Raw genomic sequence first — 26073 nt, 5'->3', positions numbered from 1 at the left:
TTTTTTAAAGCGTCCAGATTGCTCGAAAAAATTGTGACACGCGCGGAGGCTTAACTTTTACTGGTGATGGTAGCACGCTTTTCATTAACTTCCGCGGAACTGGACACATCTGCGATGTCTTCCATTTATCGTCTTATCCCGTAGGGTTCTGACACAATCAACTTAGTTAAAAGTTAACAATATGGTTTAATCTATTGGTGCTAATTTCGCTTCAATTTCAGTACGTCTTTCTTCTAAAAATGGCGGTAAATCTAATATTTTCCCTAATTCTTCAACTGTCGAATCGACAGTAAATCCAGGACCATCCGTTGCTATCTCAAATAAAATTCCATTGGATTCTCGGAAATATAGGCTTTTAAAGTAAAAACGATCGACGATCCCACTTGAGTGAAAACCACGTTTCTTAACAATTTCATCCCAATATTGCAATTCTTCATCATTGTTTACTCGAATTGCAAGATGATGGATGCTTCCTCTACCAGGTTTTTCTCTTTCTCCGTCCTGCTGCTTAATGACAATTTCTCCAAATGATTGTCCTTCAACAGACTGATAAATCGCTTCTGTATCTGAACGACTCACTTCAAAGTAACCAAACATTTCTTGCAACGTTTTCGCTATTTTTCCTAAATGACGGACGGTTATTTCTACTGGCCCCATTCCTAAAATACGGTGCCCCTCTTCAACGGAAGAGTCTTCCCATGCTGACCAATACTCAGGAATATATTCACTGTTATTATTGATTAAGACCATTCGCAATCCTTCAGTGTCTTCAAAATGGAGTGCATCCCGCCCAACATATTTTGTAATCTCATCATGCTTCACATTCATTGATTCAAAACGATTTTTCCAATATACGAGGCTTTCAAATGATGGAACAAGTAAACCAATTCTTGTTATGGCATTTGTACCGCGATATGTCCTTCCTACCATAGGCATTTCAAAAAACGTCAACTCTGTTCCCGCACTGCCGGTCAAATCCCCGTAAAATAGATGGTACATTGATGGATCGTCTTGATTCACGGTTTTTTTCACTCTGCGAAGTCCTAATATATTTTGATAAAATTGGTTGTTTATTTGGGCGTCTTTCGTAATCATTGAAATATGGTGATGACCAGGTATTTTATACATATTGTTTCCTCCTCTTATAAATTGACTAATCAAGTGATAATGTAAAAAAAATTACTCAGACGGTAATTCTCTTTTTTGACTATATTTGTGGACACGGGTCATAAGTGTATACAATGTTTTCTTCTCTTCTTCAGTTAAAACATCATCAAAAAATGACGATTGAAATTCAAGTTGTGCTGGCATTGCTTCTTTTAATACTAATTCTGCCTTCTTTGTTAAACGAATCGTTTTCGTTTTCCAGTCTTGTTTCCGCGTAATATAACCTTCTTTCTCAAGCCTTGCGAGCATCCGGGAAATACCACCTTGTGTGACTGTTACCTTTTCTGCTAATTCGCTTTGTGTAAGTGGCTCATATAACTGAATTTGAACAAGTACATCAAATTGGGCAGTTGTTAAATCAAATCGCTTTAAAAAATCATTCGACATTTGGTTACTTTGGTTTGTAAAACGTATTAAACGTAACCAGATTAACGATCCTAATGTGTTATTACGTATTTTGTTCTCCTCCCTTTCAGTAACCTCACTATCACTTTACCAATCAAATGATAATATGTCAAATGATTTTATATCGTGAGAACAAAATAGTAACTGGCCTTATTCACCCGTATTAATTGGATAGAGGTTCCCTTTAAATCCAAATGAAACCTTACCTGTTTCTTCAGAAACTACTAGTACGAGCGCATCACTACGCTCAGATAAACCTAAAGCAGCACGGTGCCGAGTACCAAATTTTTTATCACCGACAGCCCTGTCCGAAAGTGGAAGAACATTTGCTGCGGAAACGATCTGATTACCCTCTATCATGACAGCACCATCATGAAGCGGATTTCCCGGATAGAAAATCGACTCTAATAAAGAATGCGTCAAGCCGGCTCCGATTGGAATACCCGGCTGAATAAAGCCATCTAGCGAATCTTCTCGTTGAATAACAATTAATCCACCATGTCTGCGTTGAGACAAATTTTGAACACAAATGGTTAATTCAGGATATTTGTCTGTAAATGGAGCTAAATAACAATTCAAATAAAAATTGGAAGCTTTCATATCAATAGATATAAAATGTTCCTTAATTTTTTCTAAATTCCCAAGGAGACAATAATTTTCATCGTCCATTGCATCTAAATTATTCTGAAGCGCCAATATTACTTGGTAAATCTCCTCTTTTATCGTCTGCTTCATTGGAGAAAAGTCACAATTCGCATAGTTCACGAAGGTACACCACCTACAATAGTTTGTCACGTATCTTTATTATGTGTACATACGACTCGGTTCATTCGATTATGAGCTATTCAGCGCTCTTTGAATAAAATTAGATAAATGTAACACGCTAATAAACCTATAAACCGTTTCAAATTTAGTTGACATCATATTAATAGAAAAGAGGAATGAACATGCCATACGTAACCGTATTAGGAGGAGTAACCTTCGAAGTAGATATGGGGAAAAAATTAGTATTAGCTCTTGAAGATAGCGGGATAAATATTCTTCATCGCTGCGGCGGAAATGCAAAATGTACTACTTGCCGAGTAGAAGTATTGGCCGGTGATTTTATGGAAGTCACTAAAAAAGAAAAAATAGCCTTTGCTAACAAAGGCATTGATGAAAACTTATTTGAAGATTGTTTACGTTTATCTTGTCAAATTCGGGTGAATGGGGACATAACCGTTCGACCAATCATGACAGTTGAAAATACTGGAAAAAAGGCAGGCCCAAGACCAGCTGATTAATGAGTGAGAGGTGTTTCAAAGGTCATGGCTTTTGTACGCGTTAATCACATGTATTATTAGTTTCTGGATTTAAGTATTTAAGCTACACCTTTTTCCAGCATATCTCCATCATCCATTACTTTTTCTCCTCTCATCATACTTTTAACAGTTCGATGTAAAGTTCATGCATCCAATTGTTCCGTTTTATGTTTCTGTGAATTTTCTCCATTAGCGATCATTTCACCACCAATATTGAACTGCATAACTTCGCCGCCCTCCAATGCGTAATTTGTAACATTTTCTCCATAAGTAACGATGTCACCTTTAATGGTCAAACTTTCAACTTTGCCTCCTGATTTAATACTAATTGCATTTGCCGCAAGCTTTGTTATTACGCCTTTAACTAAGGAATTACCCACAGAACCATATGTTGTTACGTTTTCTTCCACAGTGACATTTCCGATCGGTTTGCTAACTTGTATACCTATTGAGCCATCACCATAAGTTGTGATCGATTTAAACTTAATATTTTCAACTGTGCCATCATATTGATTAAAGCCTCTCGCGCCTAATCCATATGTTGTAATGGCTTGTGCCGTGAAATCTTTTACGATGCCAAAGTTCACGAACCCTATACCACTTGGGCCATAGGATACGATTGAAGCATGGCTCACCCATATCTCAACTTTGCCCCATGTATCAAGAACCATGTCATTTACACCGTAAGTTATAAGCTCACCATAATGTTCAACTCTTTTTGCCTCAACCCCATAAACAATGAAAATAGCAGCGGTAATAATATCCGCTGTCCCATAGGGTAACATCCCATTTGAATACACGGCACCAGTAGTTAGTGTTTCCAAATTAACTTTGCCACCTTCATCACCGAAACCACAAATAAAAATACCTGAGCCAATAACAGGAGCATTTTTAAACCCAATAGAAATATTCGTTAATTTACAATCAATTCTACTGTTTTCATTAGGATTAAAATTATATACAGTTAGTGCACCTTGGTATACATTAACGCCATACTTTTGTGGTTGCTCACTATAATGTCTAGAATCACAAGAAGTAATGTGTATATGATTTGCGATAAGGTTTATCTTATCCGTTCCTTGCCTAGAAATAATTGAAACCTGTCCCGTAATATATAAATTTTCAAGAACAATATCACCCATATTTGGCATGCCATAAACCGTGTATATTGCCCGATTCGTATGTTTTGTCATAACAGTTACGTTTGAAATGGTATTATCGCGAGTCACACCAAAACCATCACTATTGTTAAAGCTCACAATACATGAATCGTTACTTTTCCCTGTTAATTTGTAACCTTCGGGTAAAGTAATGGAGTGAGGAGACAGAATCGATGCTAAGATCTCCAAAACTTGTGGTATATTTTCGGAAATTGCTTGCATCAATTCTAAAAGTGTAGTTACCTTTGTAATTTTCATTTAAAAAAGCTCCCTGTATTTATTATTATCGCTTCGCTCGCTATCATTAACTACAATCCGACCATCATTGATTGAATCCACAAAATTATTCTGTCCTGAGAACCTCTCCCACATACAACCGCAAATTTATTAGCTAATTGCATGCCTAATATTGTGTAGTAATTGGATTTTAGGGAATTAGAAAGCTTTTTGTATTGAACTGTTGGTATATTTGACGAACGATTCCCTTCATTCTTACCAATAAAAAATCCGATTCAATTAAACTGAACCGGATTTTTATTATATTGGTGTAAAATAAGCATTTAATCTTATAGCAATTCCCGCGCCAATAATCGATAAACATTCAAACGCTTCTCTTGTGAATGGGGAATGCTGACAATCATCGCTTCATCGAATCCATATTGCTTCTGTTCTTTTTGCAGCAGCATGGCTATTTCTTTCACGTCTCCAACTAAATGAATGTTGCGATTTTCTTTTATGATCATGCGATCCATTTCCGTTAATGGATAATCGCGAGCTTCCTCTGGTGTTAACAGTGGTGTGATTCTGCCTCTTGTAAACAGCAAACGCCAAATGTCTTGAGGCTTTGCTTCGAATTCAGCTTCTTCTTTTGTTTCAGCTGTTGTCACCATATAGGAAACATTGATTTCTGGCTTTTCCAAGAAAGCAGAAGGTTGGAAGTTCTTTTTGTATGCATCTAAAATTTCTCTCGTCATCTCGCCATTGAAAAATTGTGCAAATGAATAACCCACACCCCTAACTCCAGCTTGAATGGCACTATTTCCAGTCGAACCTAGCAGCCAAGCCTCTGGCAAAACAACTTGGGATGGTGTAGCAATTGTTTGATTATATAGATCATCTCTAGGTACTTCATCATTGATTAACTGTAATGCTGTATCAAATTTTTCATACATATTATGCAGGAGCGGTTGACGCCCTTCGGATAAAGCATAGATGGAGCGCTGGTCCCCACCCGGAGCCCGGCCTACACCAAAATCAATCCTGCCCGGTGAAAAGGCGCTTAACGTTTTAAATACCTCAGCAAGTTTTAATGGTGAATAATGCATCATCATTACTCCCCCAGTGCCGATTCGGATATTTTTCGTTTTAGCCGCCAAATGAGCTGCTGTCACTTCGGGGGCTGAGCTTGCAAAATCATTTGTTCCGTGATGCTCTGCCATCCACATGCGATGATAGCCTAATTCATCGCCTAAAATAGCTAATTCTTCCGCTTTTATTAGAGCATCTGCTGCTTTATTCCCTTTCGTAATCGGGGCTTGGTCCAATATACTTAATTTCATCCATTCTTCCTTCCCATCCGTTTATTATTTTTCTTTCGCCTATATTTGTTTCAACGCATCTGAAATCGCTTTTTCACCAGACACTAGATCAAAAGAACGATTAAACGTATTTTCCATTGCTAACGCAGTAATGATCGTTTGCGCTACATCTTCACGAGGGATCGAACCTCTTTCTAAATCTTCAGCCGCAGAAATTTTTCCAGTCCCTGGCTCGTTCAATAAACCTCCAGGACGGATAATCGTATATGTTAGACCACTTTGTTCAAGGATTTTATCTGCATGATGTTTGGCAACCATATAATGTTTAATCGCTGTCCATTTTTCTCTTCTATGTGCATGAATCGCGCTTACCATCATAAACCGCTTAATGCCTATTTTCTGAGCAGCCTCGATCGTTTTAGCCGCACCGTCTAAATCAATTAAAAGGGTCTTGTCAGCCCCAGTATGACCGCCAGATCCCGCAGTGAAAACGATGGCGTCACAGCCTTTGGCCGCCTCTGCAATTTCATCTACACTTCCTTCCAAATCGGCTAATCTTGTTTCTACTCCTATTTTTTCAAATGCAGCTGCTTGTTCTTCCTTTCTGACCATCGCTCTTACTGTATGTTCCTTACTATCTTTTAATAAATCAATAAGCTGACGTCCAATCTGTCCATTTGCTCCAACAACAAAAACGTTCATCATCATTCAACTCCCTTTTTAATTAGTATGCTAATTATTTTTTAATAAAAGGGCTGAGCTTACGAAATATTATCAGCCATTCTTTTTAAAAGCTTTTTTAATAATAGACGTTCCTCTGCGGATATACCTTCTAGCAATTTATCCTGCTGTTTACGCCAAACTTTTTCGATCGGTGCTTTTACTTCCTTTCCTTTAGCGGTTAAATAAACCCGGTTGACTCTTCCGTCTATTTCATCGCGTTGGCGATAAATAAGACCATAGTTTTCTAAGGCTTTTACCGTATTTGCGACTGTCGGCGGCTCACACTTCAAACGTTCGCTTAGCTGGATTTGGGTAATCCCATCCTCTTTCCAAAGACGGCATAATAATTGATCTTGCCCAACATGCAAATTTAGTTCGCGCAACATTTCCGAATAATTTCTACGCATTTTCGTAGATAAACCATCTAATATTTCTCGAATTTCATCTTCGATCAAAAGCACACCTTCTTTCAAGCATATTAGGTAGCATGCTAACTATATCAAGTGATGATTGTGTTTTCAAATAATTGGTTTCGTGAAGTGAAAGAAATGGTAAATAGAAGTTATACTATTCACTTAGTTTGTATATAGTATTAAAATCAACATTCTTATTTAAGTTTATTTGTAAGCATTGTAAAAAAAGAGGGGGTACATAAAAATGGATAAAAAATTGCTAGAAATTGAACAAAGAGTAAATAAGGAACATAAAGATATTACGAAGTTCGTCAAACATGTATTCGATGAATTTGACAAAAAGGTAGAGGAACACCGACGGCTCGCTGCTTCTGATGCTTTAGCTGGAATAAAGACATCTGGGATTGAAGAAAAAGTATTCTACGATATGATAAAAGAAACCAAGCGCTGGATAATAGACGTATTGGAACGTACGACACAAGATTTCGAACACGTTGGAGATAAAAACTGGAAGAAAAATTTTAAAGACGGTGTAAATGAGTAACTATGTATGAATATAAATGAAACCAGCTTTCCCATTTAAGAAGGCTGGTTTCTTTTCATTCATATTAGTTCATACCTATATCCCGTTTTGTATCATCTAATGGCTGAATTTCTCCTCTTCTAGAGAAAAATGGCCACCAATTCGCTTTTCCAAGCATGTTGATCAATACTGGTACAAATAACGGAAGAATGATCAAGGCGTAAAATAATAGTCCTGTCAGCACGACCGTAGCAATTTGAAGCATTGATAATACACCTGAAGGGAGCATCGCTGCAAATGTCCCCGCTAATATGACCGCTGCGCTCATAATGACGGTTCCCATATTTTTCATCGCAAGAATGATGCCTGTTTTCACATCCATTTGTTTATATTCAGAGAAACGATCCATCAGGAAGATCGAATAATCGACCCCAAGTGCAATTAAGATAACAAAGCCGAAAAATGGAGTCGCCCAGTTAATGCCTGGATAGCCTAAAATATTGACAAAAATCACTTCTGTCATCGCAATCGAAGAATAATAGGTTAACAGTAGCGATGCAATGATATAAATAGGCATAACGAGCGAACGGAGCAAAATGATTAATATGAGTACAATTCCAGCCATCATAAATGTGACAGTTTTTGTATAATCGGAATTGGACATCGACTCAAGGTCACGGTTAATGCTTGTTACACCACCGATACCGATATTTGCTTGTTCGAGTTTCGTATGCTTGGTTGCATCAGCTAATGTTTGCTCTAATTTAGAAATCATATCCATCGATTGCTTTGCATATGGATTGGAATCGAGTACCACATCTAATGTAGTCATTTTTCCATCTTCAGACATATACAGATCGAATACTTGCTGGAATTCCTCATTTGTTAAAAGTTGATCTGGTATATAAATGCCCGATTGCTGCAAATCTGTTTCGTTCGCGAGATCTGAAAGGTAATTTTCCGCCTCTCCGAAGCCATCCTCAATTTGCCCCAGTCCTTCACTGCTTTGCGCAAGTCCATCACTTAATTGATCTAGCTGACCACCCATATTACCAAAACCTGATTGAAGCTGCTCCTGACCAGTCGCAATCTCCCCAAGTCCAGAGGCGATCGCTGGAATTTGTTGAACAACTTGGTGTTGCCCAGAAGTTGCTTCACCTAAGCCAGATTCCAATTGGGCAAGACCATTTGAAATTTCTTTTAAGCCATTTGAAAATTCTCCGAGACCTGCAACAACTTGTGCCAAATGTTGATTCGCCGTCTCTAATCCCGTCCGTACAGCATCCAATTGCTCATTTAATGCCGCCACGGTTCCACCGGCAATCGCCACTTGCTTTGTTGCATTTCCGACAATCGCTTGGATTTCTGCAAAATGAGGATCCCCAATGATTTCCGGATGGTTTTGAGCAAGCTTTGTTAATGGCTCCTCAAGGGACATCAGCTGTGCCTGTGCTTCTTCTAGTATGGTCGGCACTTTTTTATATTCAGCAATTAATTGCCCCAGTCCCGCTTGCGCTTGTTCATAACCTTCTAATAATTGGCTTACACCTGCTTGTAGTTCCGCTGCTTGATTACTAGCCTCAGCAGCACCTTTTTTTAATTCCCCTGCGCCTGCTGTTCCTTGGCGGATACCATTTTCAATCGCACTTAATGCTGTTTGTAAATCTCCCATTCCTGACTGCAATTGCTTCGTTCCTGATTGGAGATCGCCAATTCCCGCAGTAGCCTTTTCGAGATCAGGCTTAGAAGCATGAATCGAGCTGGCTGCTTCATTTAGACCATCCTTAATTTGAGCAATTCCATCGGTTCCTTCTCCGATTCCTTTTCCAACTTCATCAACTTGTTTTTTTACATAAATGTCTTCCAGCTTATCACCGGTTGGACGAGTCACACTACGAATCTTGTCTACATGATCGATCTTTTCAAGCTGATTACTGATCGACTCGATTAATGTTAAATATTCCTTCGTTTTCATTGAGTCATCATTTTCGATTACAACTTGAATCGGCATGATTTCACCGGGACCAAAGCTATCAGCGATTAAATTAAAGCCTTTGACTGAATCATACTCCTCACCAATTTCATCGAGCGAGTTAAAAGACAACTCACCATCATAAGATACGAGGAGCGGAACGGTCAGTAAGGCCACAATTCCTAGAGCGATGAGTGGTCTTGTAATCGCGAGATTCCCCATCCATCCCCATAAACGGCTTTCTTGATGTGATATATTCTTTTTAATCGGCCAAAAAATCGCCGATTTTAATGTGTACATAAAAAATGGGACGATCGTGAATAATGCGATTAAAAGGAATAATACTCCTACCGCTACACCGACCGCGGATTGATAAAGCTTAAACGATGCAAAACCAATCGATGCAAAGCCGATTAATACAGCAAGTGCACTGTAAATAACCGTTTTTCCAGCTGTTTGATAAGTTGCTACAATCGCTCCCGGAACATCCTGACCGCTTGCGAGCTCTTCCTTATAGCGGCTTAATAGCAAAATACAATAGTCGGTGCCAACCCCGAATAAAATAGCAACCATAAATGTGGCGGTAAAATTCGATACTGGAAAATTAATGCCATCAATAAGAAATGCAACAACTGCCTGACTAACAACGTACGTAATCCCGACCGTCAAAAGCGGAATGATTGGTGCGACGACCGAGCGAAAAACGAGCACAAGGACAACAAGGATAAAAACAACAGTAATGATTTCTGTCTTTTTTAATCCTTTCTCTGAACTAATAATAACATCCTCATTGATCAAGGAGTTTCCAGTCATATATGTTTGCACATGATCCGTTTCAAGTGCCTGATCTAACCGTTCACGTACCTCTCTAACCTCTTTTCCCGCCATTTGTACATCTAATAAAGCAATGATTGTATTCCCATCTTCGGAAACAAGCTGCTCCTCCAACGCATCGTCTGTAAAATGAGTAGTCAGTTCACTAATGCCAAGCTCTGCTTTCTCATTCTTCAATCGTTGCATCGTCGCTTCGATGTCCGTTAACTGCTCTTCCGAAAAAGCTTGGTCATCGTGGAATACAACAATAAACGCCTCTGTTCCGCTTTCCTTCGTTGAATGCTTATTAATAATATCTGACGCTACCGTTGATGGATATCCATCAACGACCGCCAGCTGCCCTTTATCTCGAATTAACTGCGCCATATCAGGCGAATTCCATACTAAAACAACTGCCGCGATGATCCACGCTGCTAATATCGCCCATCTTAAGCGCAACACTGCTCTCACTTTTCTTCCCCCTCATAATTCTCAATATAAGTTGCAATCTTTTCATAGACATTTAAAAAGCTTTCCATTTCTGCTTCGGAAATATCATGTAAAATCGATTCTACAAATCGATTAATATTTTTTTCTAACTCCTCATATACCATTCTTCCTTCTTTGGTAAGGGTTAAAAAAACATTCCTGCGATCTTCTTCATCTCTCTCTCTTTCTACCAATCCTTTTTTAACAAGCTTTTCTACCCTGGCGCTGATCGCACTCTTATGTACCAATTGCTTCTCGGCAAGCTCAGATGAACGAATTGGGCCTTGCAAGTAAAGCATTCTTACTAACGAAAACTGTTCAAGCGATAATTCCTCCATCAATTGCTCCGACATAAGTGAGGAAATACTTCTTCTCCCATGTAAAAAAATACTCATATACTTATCGAAAATATATTGAATTTTTTTCTCATCCAAAATAATTCACCCCATAAATGGTTCATACCATAAACTATATAAAAATTAGGTAGGCAGGTCAATGAGATTTTTGTGACTGAATGATGAAATTCAGTTCACAAAAAGAAAAGCGCAAGGCGGCCGTTTAGCGACGTACTTCCTTTTGCGACACATCAACGGCGAAGGAGCCATTCGCCACGTCCAGTGGCAACGCCTTTGTGACTCGCATCGTGCAGGTCTAAACACGGCGAAGAAAGAGCCGATGTTGACTTATCATATAGCTAGTCGCTGGGCGCCTAAGTATACACGGAAATCTGATTTTTGAAATGAAAACGATAAAATTTTTATACTTTCTTTACTTTAAAAAACACACAATTTTTTAGATCGTGTGTTTTTTATATTTATGTGAAGTATTCTAATTTAGCATTTGGAAAAAATTTTTCCATGTAGGAATAGAGATGACTTTTTATATCCTCTTCTTCTTCTTTTTGATAAATATATTTGCCAATCCCATATTTCCCCCACTTATACCTTCTCGCAGACTCATCTAATTCTAATTTGGTCATCGGGTAATTTTTTTCAATCACGCGTTTGGCTGGTTTTGTAAACCGATGTTGGATGAACTCAAATGTGATGTTATCCCTTGCATCCATTGGTAGTTGTTCATCAAGCTGTTCAAATAAATGATAGTATCCTTCCTCCCACCCTTCATGCAAGTAAATGGGAGCAACGATAAAACCTAAAGGGTAACCAGCTCTTGCCACTTTTGCCGCGGCCTCAATTCGTTTGATTAACGGAGAAGTACCTGGTTCGAAATATTTTATGACATAATCAGCGTTGACACTGAAACGAAATCTTGTTTTTCCATTATGCTTTGCATCAAGTAAATGATCAACATGATGAAATTTCGTTACGAAACGCAACCTTCCCATATCAGTTTTTCCAAAATGCTCAATCGCTCGTTTTAATGTATGGGTCAGATGGTCAATTCCGACAATATCGGAAGTACATGAAGCCTCAAATCGGGTAATCTCTGGTGCTCGCTCCTCCATATATCGATCCGCCGCATCCAGTATCTCCTCGACATTCACATATGTACGAATGTAAGGCTTTGACCCCATCGTTGTCTGCAAATAACAATAATGACAATGTCCCATGCACCCTGTTGCAAAAGGAATCGCATATTCAGCTGAAGGCTTTGATGTGTCAAATTTAAGGGTTTTTCTTATCCCGACCACCAATGTAGACTTGGCATTCCGGTATCGTTGAAAATCATTGTCGCCGGGGAGGTTTCTTACTTGATTATGTGAGGTTGTATATCGTATTTCCACGTTCATCTTTTCGAATTTTTTCATCAATTCCTGCCCTAGCGGATAGTCAAGCGCAGCCGGTTCAAAGTAAACAAGCTTTGGGCTAAACGGTTTATTCATGACATAAGCTCCATTCCTTCTTTATCCAAAATACTGTTCGTACGCTTGCATTGCATCCATCTCAGTAGCATACACTGCCATCTCATTCGTTAAAGGATAATACGTTTCATACAAAAATAATGCCAGTTCATTTGGGTTCTCAGGGTGCTTGACAACGGCAGCTTCTTGAACATTTGCTACGTCTTGGGTATGTGGGTTTCGATAAAACACATAGACAATATCTCCCGGATGATAGGTGGTATAATCATTATTTCCTTCCACTATTTTCACCGCCCTCTTGCAATTTCTAATATTTACAACAGAAAAAACGCCTTTTATTTCTTATCACTTTTGCACCTTTCTCTCCCTAGGATTTGTTACATTTGGGAAGTTATTCGAAACATTGTATGAATGAAAGAATATACCATTTCCTTATTGAAACAGACTAACTTTTCAAACAGGTATTTTATTCAATTTCTGGTGAAGAATAGTAATATACTTACGATTACAGGAGTGAAGTGAATATGTTTCAAATCCAATCAGAGATCGAAGGAAAAAGGGCCTATTTTGGTCTCGTTCGCGATATTTTTAAGTCTTATGGGTGTAGTTTTTGTAGTAATTTCGAATACGATCAAGGGAAATTCGATGCATTGTTGTGGCGCGAGAACGGAGAGTCTATTTATTTAAGGATTCCCATATATGTTTTAGACGGAGAATTAGATCATTCCAATGCGTTTATTGAGTTTGGAACACCTTTTATCATCAAGCATGTAGTGAATATTGGGTTAGATTATGATGAAAACTCATTTGTAACGGGTACTACAACAGGGCTTAATCAATTTCAAACACCATTGGATCAAGATGACTATATCTATGATAAAAGTAGATGGGCTAAAGCTGGCGAAGAAGCCATTGAACAAGTAATGAGTTCTATAACTGGATTATTAAGTTCATGAAAATGGGATTCAATGACAATGAACGACCGCATGGAATTGACATAGAAAAATTAATGAGATGATCTCTCAAGGCTCTTCCAATCATATTAAATGAAACGAAGAGCCTTCAATGATTTCTGCATCATCCCACGGAACAGGGATTCATCGTTTTTTTCCACCTCTATCACAAGTATTCACTTATTCCATCTGCGCTCACCATTCCACCGCTGAGCTTGATAGACGTTTGATTCCCCGGACAGCAGCTATTTCTTCGATAAGCTTCAGCATAGCAAGGTTCTTTTGCTTTGCTTCAATCATAATATCAAAGTCCCTATTTATTACCTTTGCCATTTTCAAAAAAGGAAGTATATATTCTAAAGAGACATAATCGGCGTGTGAACGATAGGCTTGATCTGATTTTGGAGACGATAGATGGACTTTTGGTATTGCAGAAAAACGATCCCATGTATCAAATATACGCGACAAATAATTTGATAGGTCAGTCCCTCCCTTATTAGCCATATGGTGATGATAATCAAGAACCATCGGGATATTTTCTTGTTCACAAGCAATCAGTGTTTCTTCAATATCGTATGTTTTATCATCATTTTCAAGCGTCATATGTTTTTTAATATTTGCAGGTATTTTTTTTATATTTTGATGAAAACGCCCTAACGCACTTTCTTTATCCCCATATGCTCCACCAATATGAATATTGATGATGCCTCTTTCAAGGGCATCCATCGCTTCAAGCATTTTATAATGGTATTCCATATCCCTCATTGCATTTATCGTCACTTCATCCCGCGGACTCGTAAAAAGTGTAAATTGGTTAGGGTGAAAACTTGTTCGCAGTTCAAATTGTCGGATGAGCTGCCCTAGTTCTTCCCACTCCGCTTTGAATGGCGTAACGAAATCCCACATTACTTCCGGATGTGTTGCTAAGGGGACAAGTGAACTTGAAAACCGATATAATTCAATTTCATGTGCGATATTATAATATAAGATTCTTTTCGAATGCTGTAAATTTTGAGCGGTTACTGACTTGAGCTTGTCCATTCTTTCGCTTTTTGAAAGCGCTGAATATCGAGCAAATGTTATTGTTTTGGAAGGGCTCGCGTCCCATAAACCTAATGCATTGGCTACATATCCAAAGCGAATCTTCATCTCTTCTTCTCCTTTAATACCGCAAATCTGAGCATTGGTTCGAAGTTACGTTATCAGTTTTCCATCTATGATGAAATGTATGCTATTTACGAAAAACAAGGTATAGCCCCCTTTTGATTTAGGGTACTATACCTTGTTTATGTCCTCCATTCCGGAGACTAGTCAGTTTTTATTAATAGCGAATCATAAAGTATTTTTTCTTCCCGCGGCGGATGATTGTGGATGCTCCGCCGAGTCGATCTTCTTCTGTTAATTCGTATTGCACATCTGTAACGCGCTCTCCGTTGATGGAAACTGCTCCATTTTGAATATCTTCACGAGCTTGACGTCGAGATGATGAAATTTTCGCAGCAACAAGGACATCGACAAGTCCGAGCTCTTCCCCTTCATACAGATGTGTCGGCACATCCTTAAAGCCTTGTTCCACTTCCTCTGCTGACAAACTTTTCACATCACCGCTAAATAATGCTTCTGTAATGCGAATGGCTTGTTGCAAAGATTCCTCTCCGTGGATCATACGCGTCATTGCTTCTGCCAATGCTCGCTGTGCATTCCGTAAATGCGGCTCTGTTTCGACCGATGCTTCCAACGCTTCAATTTCTTCTTTTCCTAAGAAAGTAAAGTATTTTAAATATTTAATGACATCTGCGTCCGCTGTGTTAATCCAAAATTGGTAAAACTCGTAAGGAGTCGTCTTTTTCGGGTCAAGCCAGATTGCGCCGCCTTCCGTTTTTCCAAATTTCGTTCCATCCGCCTTCGTGACGAGTGGAATCGTCATTCCGTACGCTTTTGCCCCTTCGCCGGCCATTTTTCGAATCATTTCCAACCCAGTTGTAATATTGCCCCACTGGTCACTGCCGCCAATTTGCATTTTACAATTGAAGTTCTTATATAAATGCAAGAAATCGATTGCTTGTAGCAATGTGTACGTAAATTCTGTAAAAGAAATCCCCGTATCAAGGCGAGATGCAACTGTATCTTTCGCAAGCATGTAATTAACACCGATATGTTTACCATAATCCCTTAAAAAAGTAATTAAGTTCATCGGACCAGCCCAGTCATAGTTATTCGTCATGACTGCCCCGTTATCACCTTCGAAGTCAAAGATCTTTTCCAATTGGCTTTTGATTCCTTGAACGTTGAGCTCCACCTGCTCCATCGTTTGCAGTTTACGCTCTTCCGACTTCCCGCTCGGGTCACCAATTAGCCCCGTAAATCCGCCAACTAATACAATCGGACGATGACCATGCTGTTGAAATCGTCTTAATGTTAAAAATGGAAGCAAATGTCCAATATGCATACTGTCTGCTGTTGGGTCAACACCACAATATAAGGAGATTTTTTCCTTTTCGAGCGTCTCTTCCATCCCGTCTGCATCTGTTTCTTGGTATATAATTCCGCGCCATCTAAGGTCTTCAAGTAAATGTCCCATTTTAAATAACTCCTCCATTTTTTTGAAAATAAAAAACGTCCCTTCGTTAAAAAACGAAGGGACGATGATTCACCGTGTTACCACCCAACTTGGGATTAAAAATCCCCACTCAACATGTTAACGATGTCGCTGCACCGTTTGCTGCTACTATCATGTTTCACAGCAAAAGCTCAAGGAGGTAATTCATCACGCTGTTTGTACCGATTTCCACCAACCACCGGCTCTCTTTCAACAGGGACAGCTGACTACTTATTCCTATCAAAGCATTGTCGTATGAATTTACATATAACGTATTTTAATCATATTGTAAAAGATTTGTCAAATAATCCGTTCAAAAAATGATAGGTGAAATTAATATTGCTTTTCTAATTTATTGTACACTATGATATTTAAAGTACTTAATCCATCACCAATCCACCATCAACTACTAAATTTTGTCCCGTTACAGCTCTGCTCCACGGAGAGGCAAAGAACAAAATAGCGTCAGCAACATCTTCTGGAGTAGTCACTTTTTGAAGCGGAGTGTTTGCTTTAATAATGTCGAAAACAAGATCAGGAGTTGCAGCACTTGCATCTGTTTTTTCCAATAGCCCACCTGAAACCATATTTGCAGTAATTCCTGCTGGACCTAGTTCTTTCGCAATATTCCTTGTTAAACCAAGCAGGGCTGCTTTGCTAGTATTGTAATCATGATAAGGAACAACCGGATTTTGAAAAAGGTTTGTACCAATATTAATGATTCTTCCGAAATGTTCTTTTGCCATATCCGCTTTACCAGCTTTAACAGTATGTAGCGCTGCCATAATGCTACCTTCAAATTGGGTATTAAAATCCTCCCATTCGATCGAATCCAAATTTTTTCGATCATCTCCATTAAATGTAAAATTAACTAATGCGTTATTTACAATTGTCGAGACAGATTGTCCAAAATGTTCTTTTGCTTTCATAAACATTTGGTTTACTTGTTCTTGATCGCGAATGTCAGCTTGAATGGCCATTGCTCTTTCTTGACCGATACTCTTAACGACTTCATATGCTTTTTCTTCATTATTAAAGTAATTAACGATTACTCTCGCACCTTCACGCCCAAATGCTTTGGCCGTTGCAGCTCCCAGTCCTCTGCTACTCCCCGTAATTAATACAACTTGTTCTCTAATCTCCACATTCAACAGCTCCTTTTCTCATTTACAATAAAAAAGACCACTAGGGACAGTGATCTTGATCTGAAAGAAGCATTTCAATAGATTCACTTTCCTACGCCGGCGTTAACCGGATCAGGTACAAAGGGTCGGAGTTTCCTCCTCTCAGCAAGTAGCGCCCCCAGTGATCGAAAATATTGTATTTTAATATGATAGTATCATAGACGAACTATAACAATGCTAAAATAATTTGTCAATTCACAAATTTATGATATAGTTAAAATCAGAAAACTAAAAAAGATTTACCACTAGGGGTGTCTTGTAAAAGGCTGAGACGTGTATATATATGCGGACCCTCGGAACCTGATCTGGCTCATACCAGCGAAGGGAAGTGGTTCGCTTCTTTCATATGTTTATTTCCTATGATTTTGCGAGCCGCTCCTTCAACGGTTGAGTTGGAGGTGCGGCTTTTTTACGTTTTTAAAAATCATGGGGAGTGGAGAACATGTCATTTTGTGAAGAAGTACGAAAAGAATGTAATGATATTTGGGAAGCAAGCTTTCAGCATCCTTTTATTCAATCACTTGCGGAAGGTACATTACCGGAGGCTGTGTTTAAACATTATGTTTTACAAGACTCATATTATTTAAAGCATTTTGCAAAAGTACATGCTCTAGCTGCGGTTCAAGCGAAAGATTTACGAACCGTTCAACGGTTTGCTCAGCATGCAGATGGGACATGCGGAGCGGAGATCGCCTTGCATGAAGGCTTTTTCGAATTACTCGGGATTACAGAAGGGGAGCTTGCAGCATTTAAACCTGCGCCAACTGCCTATGCGTACACGTCGCATTTATACCGGGCCGCACTTGAAGGTGATTTAGCGTATACATTATCTGCCTTACTTCCATGCTACTGGCTTTATTATGAAATCGGAGAGAGACTAAAAGATACGAAGCCAAATCATCCGATCTACGATAAATGGATTGCAACATATAGCTCTGATTGGTTCGAAAAGTCGACACGTGAACAAATAGATCGCTTGAACGACCTTACAAAAAATCTTCCAGCAGAGCGGATAAATGAATTAAAAGATCAGTTCATTATGAGCAGTCATTATGAATTACAATTTTGGGAAATGGCCTGGAGTCAACAAGAGTGGAAGATTATTCGATCAGCGGAGGTGCATGCATAATGAATAACCAACCTTTCATTAAACAGTTGCGTGAACAAAATCCGCTCGTTCATTGCATTACAAATTTTGTTGTGGCAAATTTTCAGGCGAATGGCTTACTCGCGCTTGGCGCCTCCCCGATTATGGCTGATGCGGTTGAAGAAGCCGGGGAAGTGGCAGCCATTTCATCTTGTACATTGCTTAACATTGGTACCCTTCATCCCGCTTCGGTCGAAGCGATGATCGTCGCTGGCAAAAGCGCCAACGAAAATGGACATCCGCTCGTTCTTGATCCAGTTGGCGCAGGGGCAACTATATATAGAAGAAAAACAGTTGAACAGCTTCTTAACGAGCTAAATGTATCATTAATCAGAGGAAATGCGGGGGAAATTGCAGCGATTGCTGGTGTAGAGTGGACAGCAAACGGAGTGGACGCTGGTGATGGTACAGCCGACATTGCAGCAGCAGCAAAAAGCGTTGCCAATCAGCATCATTGTATCGTCGCTGTTACAGGTGAAGCGGATATTGTTACGGACGGCAAGCAACTCGTTCGAATTACAGGTGGACATCCTTTTATGGCACAAGTGACTGGCGCTGGTTGTCTTTTAAGTGCTGTTGCTGGGGCGTTTTTATCCGTCGGGAAGCAGCAACCATTCAATGCAGTCGCAGAAAGTCTTGCCTTTTACAAAAAAGCGGGTGAATTAGCCGCGACAGACTCAGAAGGACCAGGGGATTTCGCTGTTCGATTTTTAAATGCGCTCCATACATTAAATGAAAAAACGTTCACGTATACGGATCATATACACGAAAAGGAGGAAGTGATATGACCGCTGTTGCTTTAACGATTGCCGGCTCCGATAGTGGTGGAGGTGCCGGCATTCAAGCCGATTTAAAAAGTTTCCAAGAATTAGATACATTCGGCACTTCTGCTCTCACCGCAGTGACCGCCCAAAATACACTTGGAGTCTATAAAGTTCAGCCGATTGACCCCGATATCGTCATTGCACAAATCGATGCAGTGCTAAAAGATTTTAATATAGGCGCGATCAAAACAGGAATGTTATTTTCGGCGGAAATTATTGAAGCTGTTGCTGACACATTAAGCAGCCATCCTTCTATTCCACTCATTATCGATCCCGTCATGATCGCAAAAGGTGGAGAAGATTTGCTGCAACAATCAGCCGTTGACACATTGAAAAAGAAATTAATACCACTCGCTACCCTTATCACACCAAATATTCCAGAGGCGGAAGCCCTTGCTAATATGGAGATCCAAACAGAAACGGATATCGAGCTTGCCGCAAAGCGAATGATTGAATTGGGGGCAGATGCAGTTGTCATCAAAGGCGGGCATCGCAATGACCATTTCGCAGAAGACTTTTTCCTTTCTGCAGCCGGGGAGAATTTCTATATGCGTAGTCCGCGAATCAACACGAAAGATACACATGGAACAGGGTGCACATTTTCCGCCGCGATTACCGCTGAGCTGGCGAAAGGAAGTCGAATACAAGATGCAGTTGTAACAGCGAAACAATTTATACACGCTGCCATTGATGACGGTCTGTCCATCGGACATGGCCATGGTCCAACGAATCATGCTGCATATCGAAATCGTGCAGCGAATCGAAAGGATGTTGAATTAATTGGCAGATATTGACTATTCCCTATATTTTATTATGGGTTCAGAGAACACCGAAAATCCGCTTAATGTTCTTGAACAAGCTTTGCTTGGCGGGGTTACCTGCTTTCAATTTCGCGAGAAAGGATCACAAGCACGACAAGGCTTTGAAAAACATTTCTTTGCGAAAAGTTGTCAATTATTATGTAAGCATTATGAAATTCCATTTATCGTCAATGATGATGTTGAATTAGCAATCGAACTAGATGCGGATGGTGTGCATATCGGGCAAGATGATGAAAGTGCATTATCGGTACGAAAAAAAATCGGTAATGATAAATTACTTGGTGTTTCCGTTCATTCTATACAAGAAGCGATCGAGGCAAAAGACGCTGGCGCCGATTACGTCGGAATCGGTCCTGTCTATCCGACAATTTCCAAGGCTGATGCAAAGCCTGTTGCTGGTACAAGCGTGATCGAAGAAGTATCTGCATATTTTCCTAATTTACCAATCGTCGGCATTGGCGGGATTACCCCAGAAAATAGTTTGCCAGTCTTTCAAGCAGGAGCAGCCGGCATAGCGGTCATTTCAGCAATTGCTGCTGCCAATAATCCTAAGGAAGCAGCACGCCGTTTTATCGCCGCGGTAAATAAAGAAAGGAAACTTATGAAACAATGAATACGAAGAAACTCATTCTTATGACTGTTTTCGTCGCGATCGCTGTGATTGGTTCCACCTTCATTTCGTTTCCAGCAGGAATTGCGCGCGCATACCCAATCCAACATGCGATTAACGTCATTGCTGCTGTTGTGCTTGGACCGATCCCCGCGATCACGATTGCATTTATAACCGGGCTTATTCGCGTCTTAACAGGAACAGGGTCCCTGCTCGCTTTCCCCGGTGGGATGATCGGTGCCGCATTAGCTGGTTTGTTCTTTAGACGAACAGGTCGAATTTGGATCGCTGCTTTAGGTGAGATGATTGGCACTGGTGTGATCGCCTCCTTATTTGCCGTACCATATGCTGCCATCTTAATGGGCACTACGGTCACAGCTCTTTTCTTTATGCCTCCCTTCCTTGTTTCCAGCATAAGTGGAGCAATCATCGGTGCAATCATAGCACGGAAACTAGAACAATTACCAAATGTGCGAAGAATTCAACAAGAATTTTTTTCATAAGTAAATCCCTCGCTAGGTTGACTCTATCCGTTCTCAACCTAGCTCCTCCCCTTCCTTTTAAAAAGAAATCCAAACAAATTTAGAGCAACCACTTCACTATCAATCATTTATGCTATAATAAAAAGTAATTTTGGGGGGATTTAACAACATGAACATAAATGAAAATAGTTTGTGGAGGCGGATCAAACAATCTGTTTCTTCATTAAAATATAAACAGATTGTGAGAGGAATTCGAATTACATATGGCGTTATTTGGAATTTGGCACTATTATTCGCTCTCGTCGCCGTGATTGGTGGTGCATTTGCCGGTGGTGTCGGTGCAGGATATTTCGCCTCACTCGTTAAGGATCAAAAGGTGTTACCTGCTGATCAGATGATTAAAGATATTCATCAATACGAAGAAACATCAACATTATATTTTGCTAATAATATTCCACTTGGAAAATTACGCGCAGATATCGACCGAGAAGAAGTGAAAATTGATCAAATATCGGATTACTTAAAAAAAGCGGTTATTGCAACAGAAGACGAATATTTTTATGAACATGATGGCGTTGTTCCAAAAGCGGTCCTTCGAGCCGTTTACCAAGAATTTACGAATGCTTCTGTGCAAACAGGCGGAAGTACATTAACGCAGCAGCTCATTAAAAATCAAATTTTAACGAATGAAGTATCCTTTGACCGGAAAGCAAAGGAAATATTACTCGCACTACGTTTAGAACGATTTTTAGAGAAAGACAATATTTTAGAAGCTTATTTAAACGTATCTACTTTCGGACGCAATTCATCTGGGCAAAATATTGGTGGAATTCAAGCAGCAGCAAAAGGAGTTTTCGGTGTTGAGGCGAAAGACTTGAATTTGCCTCAAGCGGCTTATCTTGCAGGAATGCCTCAAAGTCCATTTAGATATACGCCATTCACAAATACGGGAGAAGTGAAAGACCCTGAGCTATTGCAGCACGGGCTGAATCGAATGAAAACCGTTCTACATCGTATGCATCGTGAAGGCTATATTACAGATCAGGAATTAGCTGATGCGCAAAACTATGATGTCACAGCGGATTTTATCGAAAAGCAACCACGAACATTTGAAGAATATCCATACCTTACGTTTGAAATTGAAGATCGTGCGAGAAATGTCATGATGGAAGTTTTAGCGGAGAAAGATGGATATACAAAGGAAGATTTAGAGAACGACAAGCAACTTTACGGCAAATATAACACGTTAGCTGACCGGGATATTCGCCAAAACGGCTATGAAATTCATACAACGATTCATAAAGACATTTATGATGTGTTTCAAAAAGTGGCAGCCGAATATCAGAATTATGGTCCTACATTAAAAAGGGAAAAGCAAAATGAAGAAACGGGTGAAATCGAAATTGTTGATGACCCTGTACAAATCGGTGCCTTTCTACAAGAAAACGAAACGGGGAAAATACTCGCCTTCGTTGCAGGGCGCGATTATAACTTAAGCCCGTACAATCACGCGACACAAGCGAAACGACAAAATGGTTCGACGATGAAGCCATTGCTTGTTTATGCACCAGCGATGGAGCTCGGGGTAAGTGCACCAGGTGCAGTAATTGCCGATGTTCCATACAAAATTGGCGGATGGACACCGAACAACTTCGTCTACGGGAAATATTACGGACTTGTAACGGCACGAAGAGCGTTAGCTAGTTCCTATAATGCCTCTGCTATTGGAACATATATGAAAATTATGAATCAAAAGCCGGCACAGTTTTTAGAAAAAATGGGCTTCACTTCACTAGATCCTGAGGAGTATCATAATCCATCGCTAGCAATCGGTGGGATGAAGTATGGTGTTACGGTTGAAGAAAATACAAATGCGTATTCAACATTCGCCAATATGGGACAGTTTAAAGATGCGTATATGATTGAAAAAATTACTGACCATGATGGAAATATCATTTATGAACATCAAGTTGAACCAGTTGATGTGTTTAGCCCACAGACGGCTTACTTAATGATTGATATGATGCGTGACGTATTTAAAGCCGGTGGAACTGCTGCTACTCTTCCAGGCATGTTAAAGTTTTCCGCGGATTGGGCTGGAAAAACGGGAACGACGAACAAGACGGTAGATTCATGGCTTGTTGCGACAAATCCAAACGTTACATTTGGTACTTGGAATGGATACACATCCAATAAATCGCTTGCCTCTGGCGAAGCACAACGAAATTACCGTATTTGGGCGAATTTAATAAACGCCGCTTACGATATCGAGCCTGAACTAATTGCACCAAAGCAAAGATTTGACATGCCTGGTGGAATTGTTAGCCGATCATTTTGTGCAGTATCCGGGATGCTGCCATCTGAAGCTTGTTCGAAAGCAGGGCTCATCCAAACCGATATTTTCAATGCAAAATATGTGCCAACAAAAGTCGATGATAGTTTAGGTACTGGACGTTATGTAAGAGCAAACGGGAAAAGCTATATGGCCCTTTCATCAACGCCAGAAGAATTTACCGATACCGGTGCATTGCTAGATCCCGACTTTATTAAACGAATTACGCTCGGACTTGTCACCGACTATTCACAATTGATTCCAAGTAATGACCGTTGGAAAAATATATTTGTCGCTGATGCGAAACTAGCCGATGATGGAAAAGCGCCAAGTGCTGTTAACGCAAGCCTTTCCGATCGTACGCTAACGTGGTCAGCGTCGGCAAGCTCCGATGTGATTGGCTATCGAATTTACTCGGAAGATGGCAAAAAAATTGCTTCCATACGCTCTGGAGAAACATTAGCCTATACAGTTGATGATGCCGCTTATTATGTCGTGGCCGTTGATGTTGCAGGGCGTGAATCAGAACGTTCTAACCAGATTGGCAAAGACAATGAGACGAAAAAGTTAGAAGAAGAACAAAAGAAAGCAGAAGAAATGTTGAAACAAGAAGAAGAGAAGAAAAAAGCGGAAGAAGCGAAAGCCGAAGAGGATAGGAAAAAACAAGAAGAACAGAAAAAGCAAGAGGAAGAGAAAAAGAAACAAGAAGAAGAAAAGAAAGAAGAGCAGCCATAACCCTTGCCTCTCATCACATTTGATGAGAGGTTTTTTATTAATAAACATAGAACCTCTTTCAGTGCGGCAGTTCCTTCTCCCTCACTAATAAGGCTAACCATATCGAAGTTCAACATTTTGAGAGCCTTCCCTCACCATAATTGGAGAGAAAAATGTCTGTAAACCATAAAAATAAAGCAGGCATATCACCTGCTTTATTTTTTAATCTTCCATTGTTGACAAATCCCCTGTTGGGAGATTCAATTCCCATGCTTTCAACACACGGCGCATAATTTTACCACTGCGTGTTTTCGGCAATTTATCACGAAATTCAATTTCACGTGGAGCTGCATGGGCCGCTAATCCTTTTTTCACGAAAATACGAATATCTTCTTTTAGCTCTTCTGTCGGTTCGTTTCCATCGAGCAATGCGATGAATGCTTTTATAATTTCCCCACGAACCGGATCCGGCTTTCCAATGACACCTGCTTCAGCAACGGCCGGGTGCTCAAGCAATTTACTTTCTACTTCAAATGGTCCGACGCGTTCACCAGATGTCATAATCACATCATCAACACGACCTTGGAACCACAGATAGCCATCCTCATCCATATAAGCCGAATCGCCTGAGACATACCAATCACCTGCTAAGAAATAGGAATCATACTTCTCTTTGTTATTCCATATTTCATGCATCATCGCTGGCCAGCCTTTTTTAATTGCAAGATTCCCCATTCGGTTCGGTGGCAACACATTGCCGCGATCATCAACAATCGCTACCTCAACTCCAGGTATTCCTTTCCCCATCGATCCAGGTCGAATTTCCATAGAAGGATAGTTTGCAATTAATAATGCCCCTGTTTCAGTCATCCACCATGTATCGTGAATTCGCTTTTGAAATACTTTCATTCCCCAGCGAATCACTTCCGGATTAAGTGGCTCTCCAACACTAACAATATGACGGAGTTCTGATAAATCAAAACGTTTAACCACTTCATCTCCAGCACTCATTAGCATTCGAAATGCAGTAGGAGCGCTATACCAAATCGTCACACCATAGTCCTCCAACACTTGGTACCACGTTTCTGGATTAAAACGCCCACCAATGATGACATTTGTTGTCCCTGTTAACCAAGGGCCAAAAATCCCGTATGATGTTCCTGTTACCCAGCCCGGATCCGCTGTACACCAATATACATCATCCTCTTTCATATCGAGGATCCAGCGCGCTGTTTGATAATGTTGAATCATTGCATTATGTACGTGCAATACTCCCTTCGGCCTACCCGTTGAACCAGATGTGTAATGAAGAATCATCCCATCTTTACGATCGACCCATTCAATCTCAAAATTCTTATCTGCTTCAGCCAATTTTTTATTAAAATCAATATATTGTTCTGATTCTTCGATGTTTTCTCCAACAAGAAAAATATGTTTTAATTGCGGCAATTCGTCTACTGGTACACGCTGAAGTAAGTCTGGCGTCGTTACAAGTACTTTCGCCTCGCTATCTTCAAGCCGATCTTTTACAGCCCCTTCCATAAACGCTTCAAATAAAGGGCCAACAATCGCTCCAACTTTAATCGTTCCTAATATAGCAAAATATAATTCAGGTGTTCTCGGCATAAAAATAAAAACTCGATCACCTTTTTCAACATTCCCATATCGCTTTAACGCATTTGCTGCTTTATTCGATTGTTCCTTCATCTCACGGAACGTATATTTTTCCTCTCTCTCTGCGTCACGATAATATAATGCAATCTTGTTTTTTCGAAAAGTTTCCGCATGGCGGTCAATCGCTTCATAAGCCATATTTACTCGGCCAGTTTCATGCCATGAAAAATTCCTCTCTGTTTCGGACCAATCAAAGCTTTTACATGTTTTTTCATAGTCTTGTAGATTGTATTCTCCTTTTATGACTGGCAACGCTTCCAATTCCATGTGTACAACTCCCCTTTGTGTAAAAGATTACTCTATTATAATATCATAGAACAGAAAAATTTTCCCAATTTTTTAACAATGAGGTATAATTAATTATATGTCGATATCAATTACGCCTTGGCCTGTACTCAGTTTTTTTC

24 protein-coding genes, 2 riboswitches and 1 other annotated feature are annotated in these 26073 nt (G+C 39.9%); of the genes, 9 read left to right on the top strand and 15 right to left on the bottom strand.

The window, feature by feature from the left end:
* Positions 1-186: 186 nt before the first annotated feature.
* From KHA95_RS11790 to cdaS, 3 genes are all read right to left on the bottom strand, one after another.
* A complete protein-coding gene (locus KHA95_RS11790; RefSeq protein WP_213137701.1) occupies positions 187-1128 on the bottom strand; it encodes a ring-cleaving dioxygenase in 942 nt (313 codons plus the stop codon).
* Between the two features lie 51 nt (positions 1129-1179).
* Positions 1180-1623: a MarR family winged helix-turn-helix transcriptional regulator gene (locus KHA95_RS11785; protein WP_213138079.1), complete on the bottom strand. Its 444-nt coding sequence runs from the start codon at positions 1621-1623 to the stop codon at positions 1180-1182.
* Positions 1624-1722: 99 nt separating this feature from the next.
* Positions 1723-2337 carry a sporulation-specific diadenylate cyclase CdaS gene (gene cdaS, locus KHA95_RS11780; protein WP_213137700.1) on the bottom strand — a complete coding sequence of 205 codons (615 nt, stop codon included), beginning with the start codon at positions 2335-2337 and terminating at the stop codon, positions 1723-1725.
* 182 nt (positions 2338-2519) lie between these two features.
* On the opposite strand from cdaS, the gene KHA95_RS11775 reads away from it, so the two are divergent.
* Positions 2520-2855, top strand: coding sequence for a 2Fe-2S iron-sulfur cluster-binding protein (locus KHA95_RS11775; RefSeq protein WP_213137699.1), 336 nt, complete (start codon positions 2520-2522; stop codon positions 2853-2855).
* Positions 2856-3016: 161 nt separating this feature from the next.
* Here KHA95_RS11775 and KHA95_RS11770 read toward each other — a convergent pair whose 3' ends face one another.
* The 4 genes from KHA95_RS11770 to KHA95_RS11755 form a co-directional block, all read right to left on the bottom strand.
* Positions 3017-4291 carry a hypothetical protein gene (locus tag KHA95_RS11770; protein WP_213137698.1) on the bottom strand — a complete coding sequence of 425 codons (1275 nt, stop codon included), beginning with the start codon at positions 4289-4291 and terminating at the stop codon, positions 3017-3019.
* Positions 4292-4599: 308 nt separating this feature from the next.
* Positions 4600-5592: an LLM class flavin-dependent oxidoreductase gene (locus tag KHA95_RS11765; protein WP_213137697.1), complete on the bottom strand. Its 993-nt coding sequence runs from the start codon at positions 5590-5592 to the stop codon at positions 4600-4602.
* A 39-nt stretch (positions 5593-5631) separates the two neighbouring features.
* On the bottom strand, positions 5632-6273 hold the full coding sequence (locus KHA95_RS11760; RefSeq protein ID WP_213138078.1) for an SDR family oxidoreductase: 642 nt from the start codon (positions 6271-6273) through the stop codon (positions 5632-5634).
* Between the two features lie 59 nt (positions 6274-6332).
* Entirely contained in the window at positions 6333-6749 is a 417-nt protein-coding gene (locus KHA95_RS11755; protein ID WP_249316846.1) for a MarR family winged helix-turn-helix transcriptional regulator, read from the bottom strand.
* Positions 6750-6951: 202 nt separating this feature from the next.
* Between KHA95_RS11755 and KHA95_RS11750 the strand changes: the two genes are divergently transcribed.
* Positions 6952-7251, top strand: coding sequence for a hypothetical protein (locus KHA95_RS11750; protein WP_213137696.1), 300 nt, complete (start codon positions 6952-6954; stop codon positions 7249-7251).
* A 64-nt stretch (positions 7252-7315) separates the two neighbouring features.
* Here the strand turns inward: KHA95_RS11750 and KHA95_RS11745 are convergent, their stop codons facing one another.
* The 4 genes from KHA95_RS11745 to KHA95_RS11730 all read right to left on the bottom strand — a co-directional run bounded on the left by KHA95_RS11745 (position 7316) and on the right by KHA95_RS11730 (position 12608).
* Positions 7316-10486 (bottom strand): MMPL family transporter, encoded by a 3171-nt coding sequence (locus tag KHA95_RS11745; RefSeq protein ID WP_213137695.1) that lies wholly within the window; start codon positions 10484-10486, stop codon positions 7316-7318.
* Positions 10483-10938 (bottom strand): MarR family winged helix-turn-helix transcriptional regulator, encoded by a 456-nt coding sequence (locus tag KHA95_RS11740; RefSeq protein WP_213137694.1) that lies wholly within the window; start codon positions 10936-10938, stop codon positions 10483-10485. The genes KHA95_RS11745 and KHA95_RS11740 overlap by 4 nt, the downstream gene beginning before the upstream one ends.
* Before the next feature lie 380 nt (positions 10939-11318).
* Entirely contained in the window at positions 11319-12347 is a 1029-nt protein-coding gene (gene splB / locus KHA95_RS11735) for a spore photoproduct lyase (RefSeq protein WP_213137693.1), read from the bottom strand.
* 21 nt (positions 12348-12368) lie between these two features.
* Positions 12369-12608 carry a transcriptional regulator SplA domain-containing protein gene (locus KHA95_RS11730; protein ID WP_213137692.1) on the bottom strand — a complete coding sequence of 80 codons (240 nt, stop codon included), beginning with the start codon at positions 12606-12608 and terminating at the stop codon, positions 12369-12371.
* A gap of 242 nt (positions 12609-12850) precedes the next feature.
* Between KHA95_RS11730 and KHA95_RS11725 the strand changes: the two genes are divergently transcribed.
* Positions 12851-13282 (top strand): YugN family protein, encoded by a 432-nt coding sequence (locus KHA95_RS11725; protein WP_213137691.1) that lies wholly within the window; start codon positions 12851-12853, stop codon positions 13280-13282.
* A 192-nt stretch (positions 13283-13474) separates the two neighbouring features.
* Here KHA95_RS11725 and uvsE read toward each other — a convergent pair whose 3' ends face one another.
* The 3 genes from uvsE to KHA95_RS11710 form a co-directional block, all read right to left on the bottom strand.
* Positions 13475-14428, bottom strand: a complete 954-nt coding sequence (gene uvsE / locus KHA95_RS11720; RefSeq protein WP_213137690.1) for a UV DNA damage repair endonuclease UvsE — start codon at positions 14426-14428, stop codon at positions 13475-13477.
* Between the two features lie 172 nt (positions 14429-14600).
* Positions 14601-15860, bottom strand: coding sequence for a tyrosine--tRNA ligase (gene tyrS / locus KHA95_RS11715; RefSeq protein ID WP_213137689.1), 1260 nt, complete (start codon positions 15858-15860; stop codon positions 14601-14603).
* 54 nt (positions 15861-15914) lie between these two features.
* Positions 15915-16131 (bottom strand) — a binding site (T-box leader).
* Between the two features lie 127 nt (positions 16132-16258).
* Complete coding sequence (locus tag KHA95_RS11710; RefSeq protein WP_213137688.1) at positions 16259-17023, bottom strand: 3-oxoacyl-ACP reductase; 765 nt, start codon at positions 17021-17023, stop codon at positions 16259-16261.
* A 71-nt stretch (positions 17024-17094) separates the two neighbouring features.
* Positions 17095-17192: riboswitch (TPP riboswitch) on the bottom strand.
* Positions 17193-17299: 107 nt separating this feature from the next.
* Positions 17300-17406: riboswitch (TPP riboswitch) on the top strand.
* Between the two features lie 98 nt (positions 17407-17504).
* On the opposite strand from KHA95_RS11710, the gene tenA reads away from it, so the two are divergent.
* The 6 genes from tenA to KHA95_RS11680 all read left to right on the top strand — a co-directional run bounded on the left by tenA (position 17505) and on the right by KHA95_RS11680 (position 24013).
* Positions 17505-18191: a thiaminase II gene (tenA, locus tag KHA95_RS11705; RefSeq protein ID WP_213137687.1), complete on the top strand. Its 687-nt coding sequence runs from the start codon at positions 17505-17507 to the stop codon at positions 18189-18191.
* On the top strand, positions 18191-18997 hold the full coding sequence (gene thiM / locus KHA95_RS11700) for a hydroxyethylthiazole kinase (RefSeq protein WP_213137686.1): 807 nt from the start codon (positions 18191-18193) through the stop codon (positions 18995-18997). The genes tenA and thiM overlap by 1 nt, the downstream gene beginning before the upstream one ends.
* Positions 18994-19827, top strand: coding sequence for a bifunctional hydroxymethylpyrimidine kinase/phosphomethylpyrimidine kinase (gene thiD, locus KHA95_RS11695; RefSeq protein WP_213137685.1), 834 nt, complete (start codon positions 18994-18996; stop codon positions 19825-19827). The genes thiM and thiD overlap by 4 nt, the downstream gene beginning before the upstream one ends.
* A complete protein-coding gene (gene thiE, locus KHA95_RS11690; protein ID WP_481748438.1) occupies positions 19814-20467 on the top strand; it encodes a thiamine phosphate synthase in 654 nt (217 codons plus the stop codon). The genes thiD and thiE overlap by 14 nt, the downstream gene beginning before the upstream one ends.
* Positions 20464-20967 carry an energy coupling factor transporter S component ThiW gene (gene thiW, locus KHA95_RS11685; RefSeq protein WP_213137684.1) on the top strand — a complete coding sequence of 168 codons (504 nt, stop codon included), beginning with the start codon at positions 20464-20466 and terminating at the stop codon, positions 20965-20967. Before thiE ends, thiW begins: the two co-directional genes overlap by 4 nt.
* 148 nt (positions 20968-21115) lie before the next feature.
* Positions 21116-24013 carry a transglycosylase domain-containing protein gene (locus tag KHA95_RS11680; protein WP_213137683.1) on the top strand — a complete coding sequence of 966 codons (2898 nt, stop codon included), beginning with the start codon at positions 21116-21118 and terminating at the stop codon, positions 24011-24013.
* Between the two features lie 201 nt (positions 24014-24214).
* Here KHA95_RS11680 and acsA read toward each other — a convergent pair whose 3' ends face one another.
* Positions 24215-25933 (bottom strand): acetate--CoA ligase, encoded by a 1719-nt coding sequence (gene acsA, locus KHA95_RS11675; protein WP_213137682.1) that lies wholly within the window; start codon positions 25931-25933, stop codon positions 24215-24217.
* Positions 25934-26073: the final 140 nt, after the last annotated feature.

This window comes from Bacillus sp. FJAT-50079, assembly GCF_018343515.1.
Lineage (GTDB): Bacteria > Bacillota > Bacilli > Bacillales > Bacillaceae_C > Lederbergia.
This window is presented reverse-complemented; position numbering and strand designations above follow the sequence as displayed.

Excerpts from the sequence above, each read along its gene's own strand:
- thiD (WP_213137685.1), top strand. The coding sequence starts at position 18,994 with ATGACCGCTGTTGCTTTAACGATTGCCGGCTCCGATAGTGGTGGAGGT.
- KHA95_RS11760 (WP_213138078.1), bottom strand. The coding sequence starts at position 6,273 with ATGAACGTTTTTGTTGTTGGAGCAAATGGACAGATTGGACGTCAGCTT.
- splB (WP_213137693.1), bottom strand. The coding sequence starts at position 12,347 with ATGAATAAACCGTTTAGCCCAAAGCTTGTTTACTTTGAACCGGCTGCG.
- KHA95_RS11725 (WP_213137691.1), top strand. The coding sequence starts at position 12,851 with ATGTTTCAAATCCAATCAGAGATCGAAGGAAAAAGGGCCTATTTTGGT.
- thiM (WP_213137686.1), top strand. The coding sequence starts at position 18,191 with ATGAATAACCAACCTTTCATTAAACAGTTGCGTGAACAAAATCCGCTC.
- uvsE (WP_213137690.1), bottom strand. The coding sequence starts at position 14,428 with ATGAAGATTCGCTTTGGATATGTAGCCAATGCATTAGGTTTATGGGAC.
- KHA95_RS11790 (WP_213137701.1), bottom strand. The coding sequence starts at position 1,128 with ATGTATAAAATACCTGGTCATCACCATATTTCAATGATTACGAAAGAC.
- thiW (WP_213137684.1), top strand. The coding sequence starts at position 20,464 with ATGAATACGAAGAAACTCATTCTTATGACTGTTTTCGTCGCGATCGCT.
- tenA (WP_213137687.1), top strand. The coding sequence starts at position 17,505 with ATGTCATTTTGTGAAGAAGTACGAAAAGAATGTAATGATATTTGGGAA.
- KHA95_RS11765 (WP_213137697.1), bottom strand. The coding sequence starts at position 5,592 with ATGAAATTAAGTATATTGGACCAAGCCCCGATTACGAAAGGGAATAAA.
- tyrS (WP_213137689.1), bottom strand. The coding sequence starts at position 15,860 with ATGGGACATTTACTTGAAGACCTTAGATGGCGCGGAATTATATACCAA.
- KHA95_RS11680 (WP_213137683.1), top strand. The coding sequence starts at position 21,116 with ATGAACATAAATGAAAATAGTTTGTGGAGGCGGATCAAACAATCTGTT.
- KHA95_RS11750 (WP_213137696.1), top strand. The coding sequence starts at position 6,952 with ATGGATAAAAAATTGCTAGAAATTGAACAAAGAGTAAATAAGGAACAT.
- acsA (WP_213137682.1), bottom strand. The coding sequence starts at position 25,933 with ATGGAATTGGAAGCGTTGCCAGTCATAAAAGGAGAATACAATCTACAA.
- KHA95_RS11770 (WP_213137698.1), bottom strand. The coding sequence starts at position 4,291 with ATGAAAATTACAAAGGTAACTACACTTTTAGAATTGATGCAAGCAATT.
- KHA95_RS11775 (WP_213137699.1), top strand. The coding sequence starts at position 2,520 with ATGCCATACGTAACCGTATTAGGAGGAGTAACCTTCGAAGTAGATATG.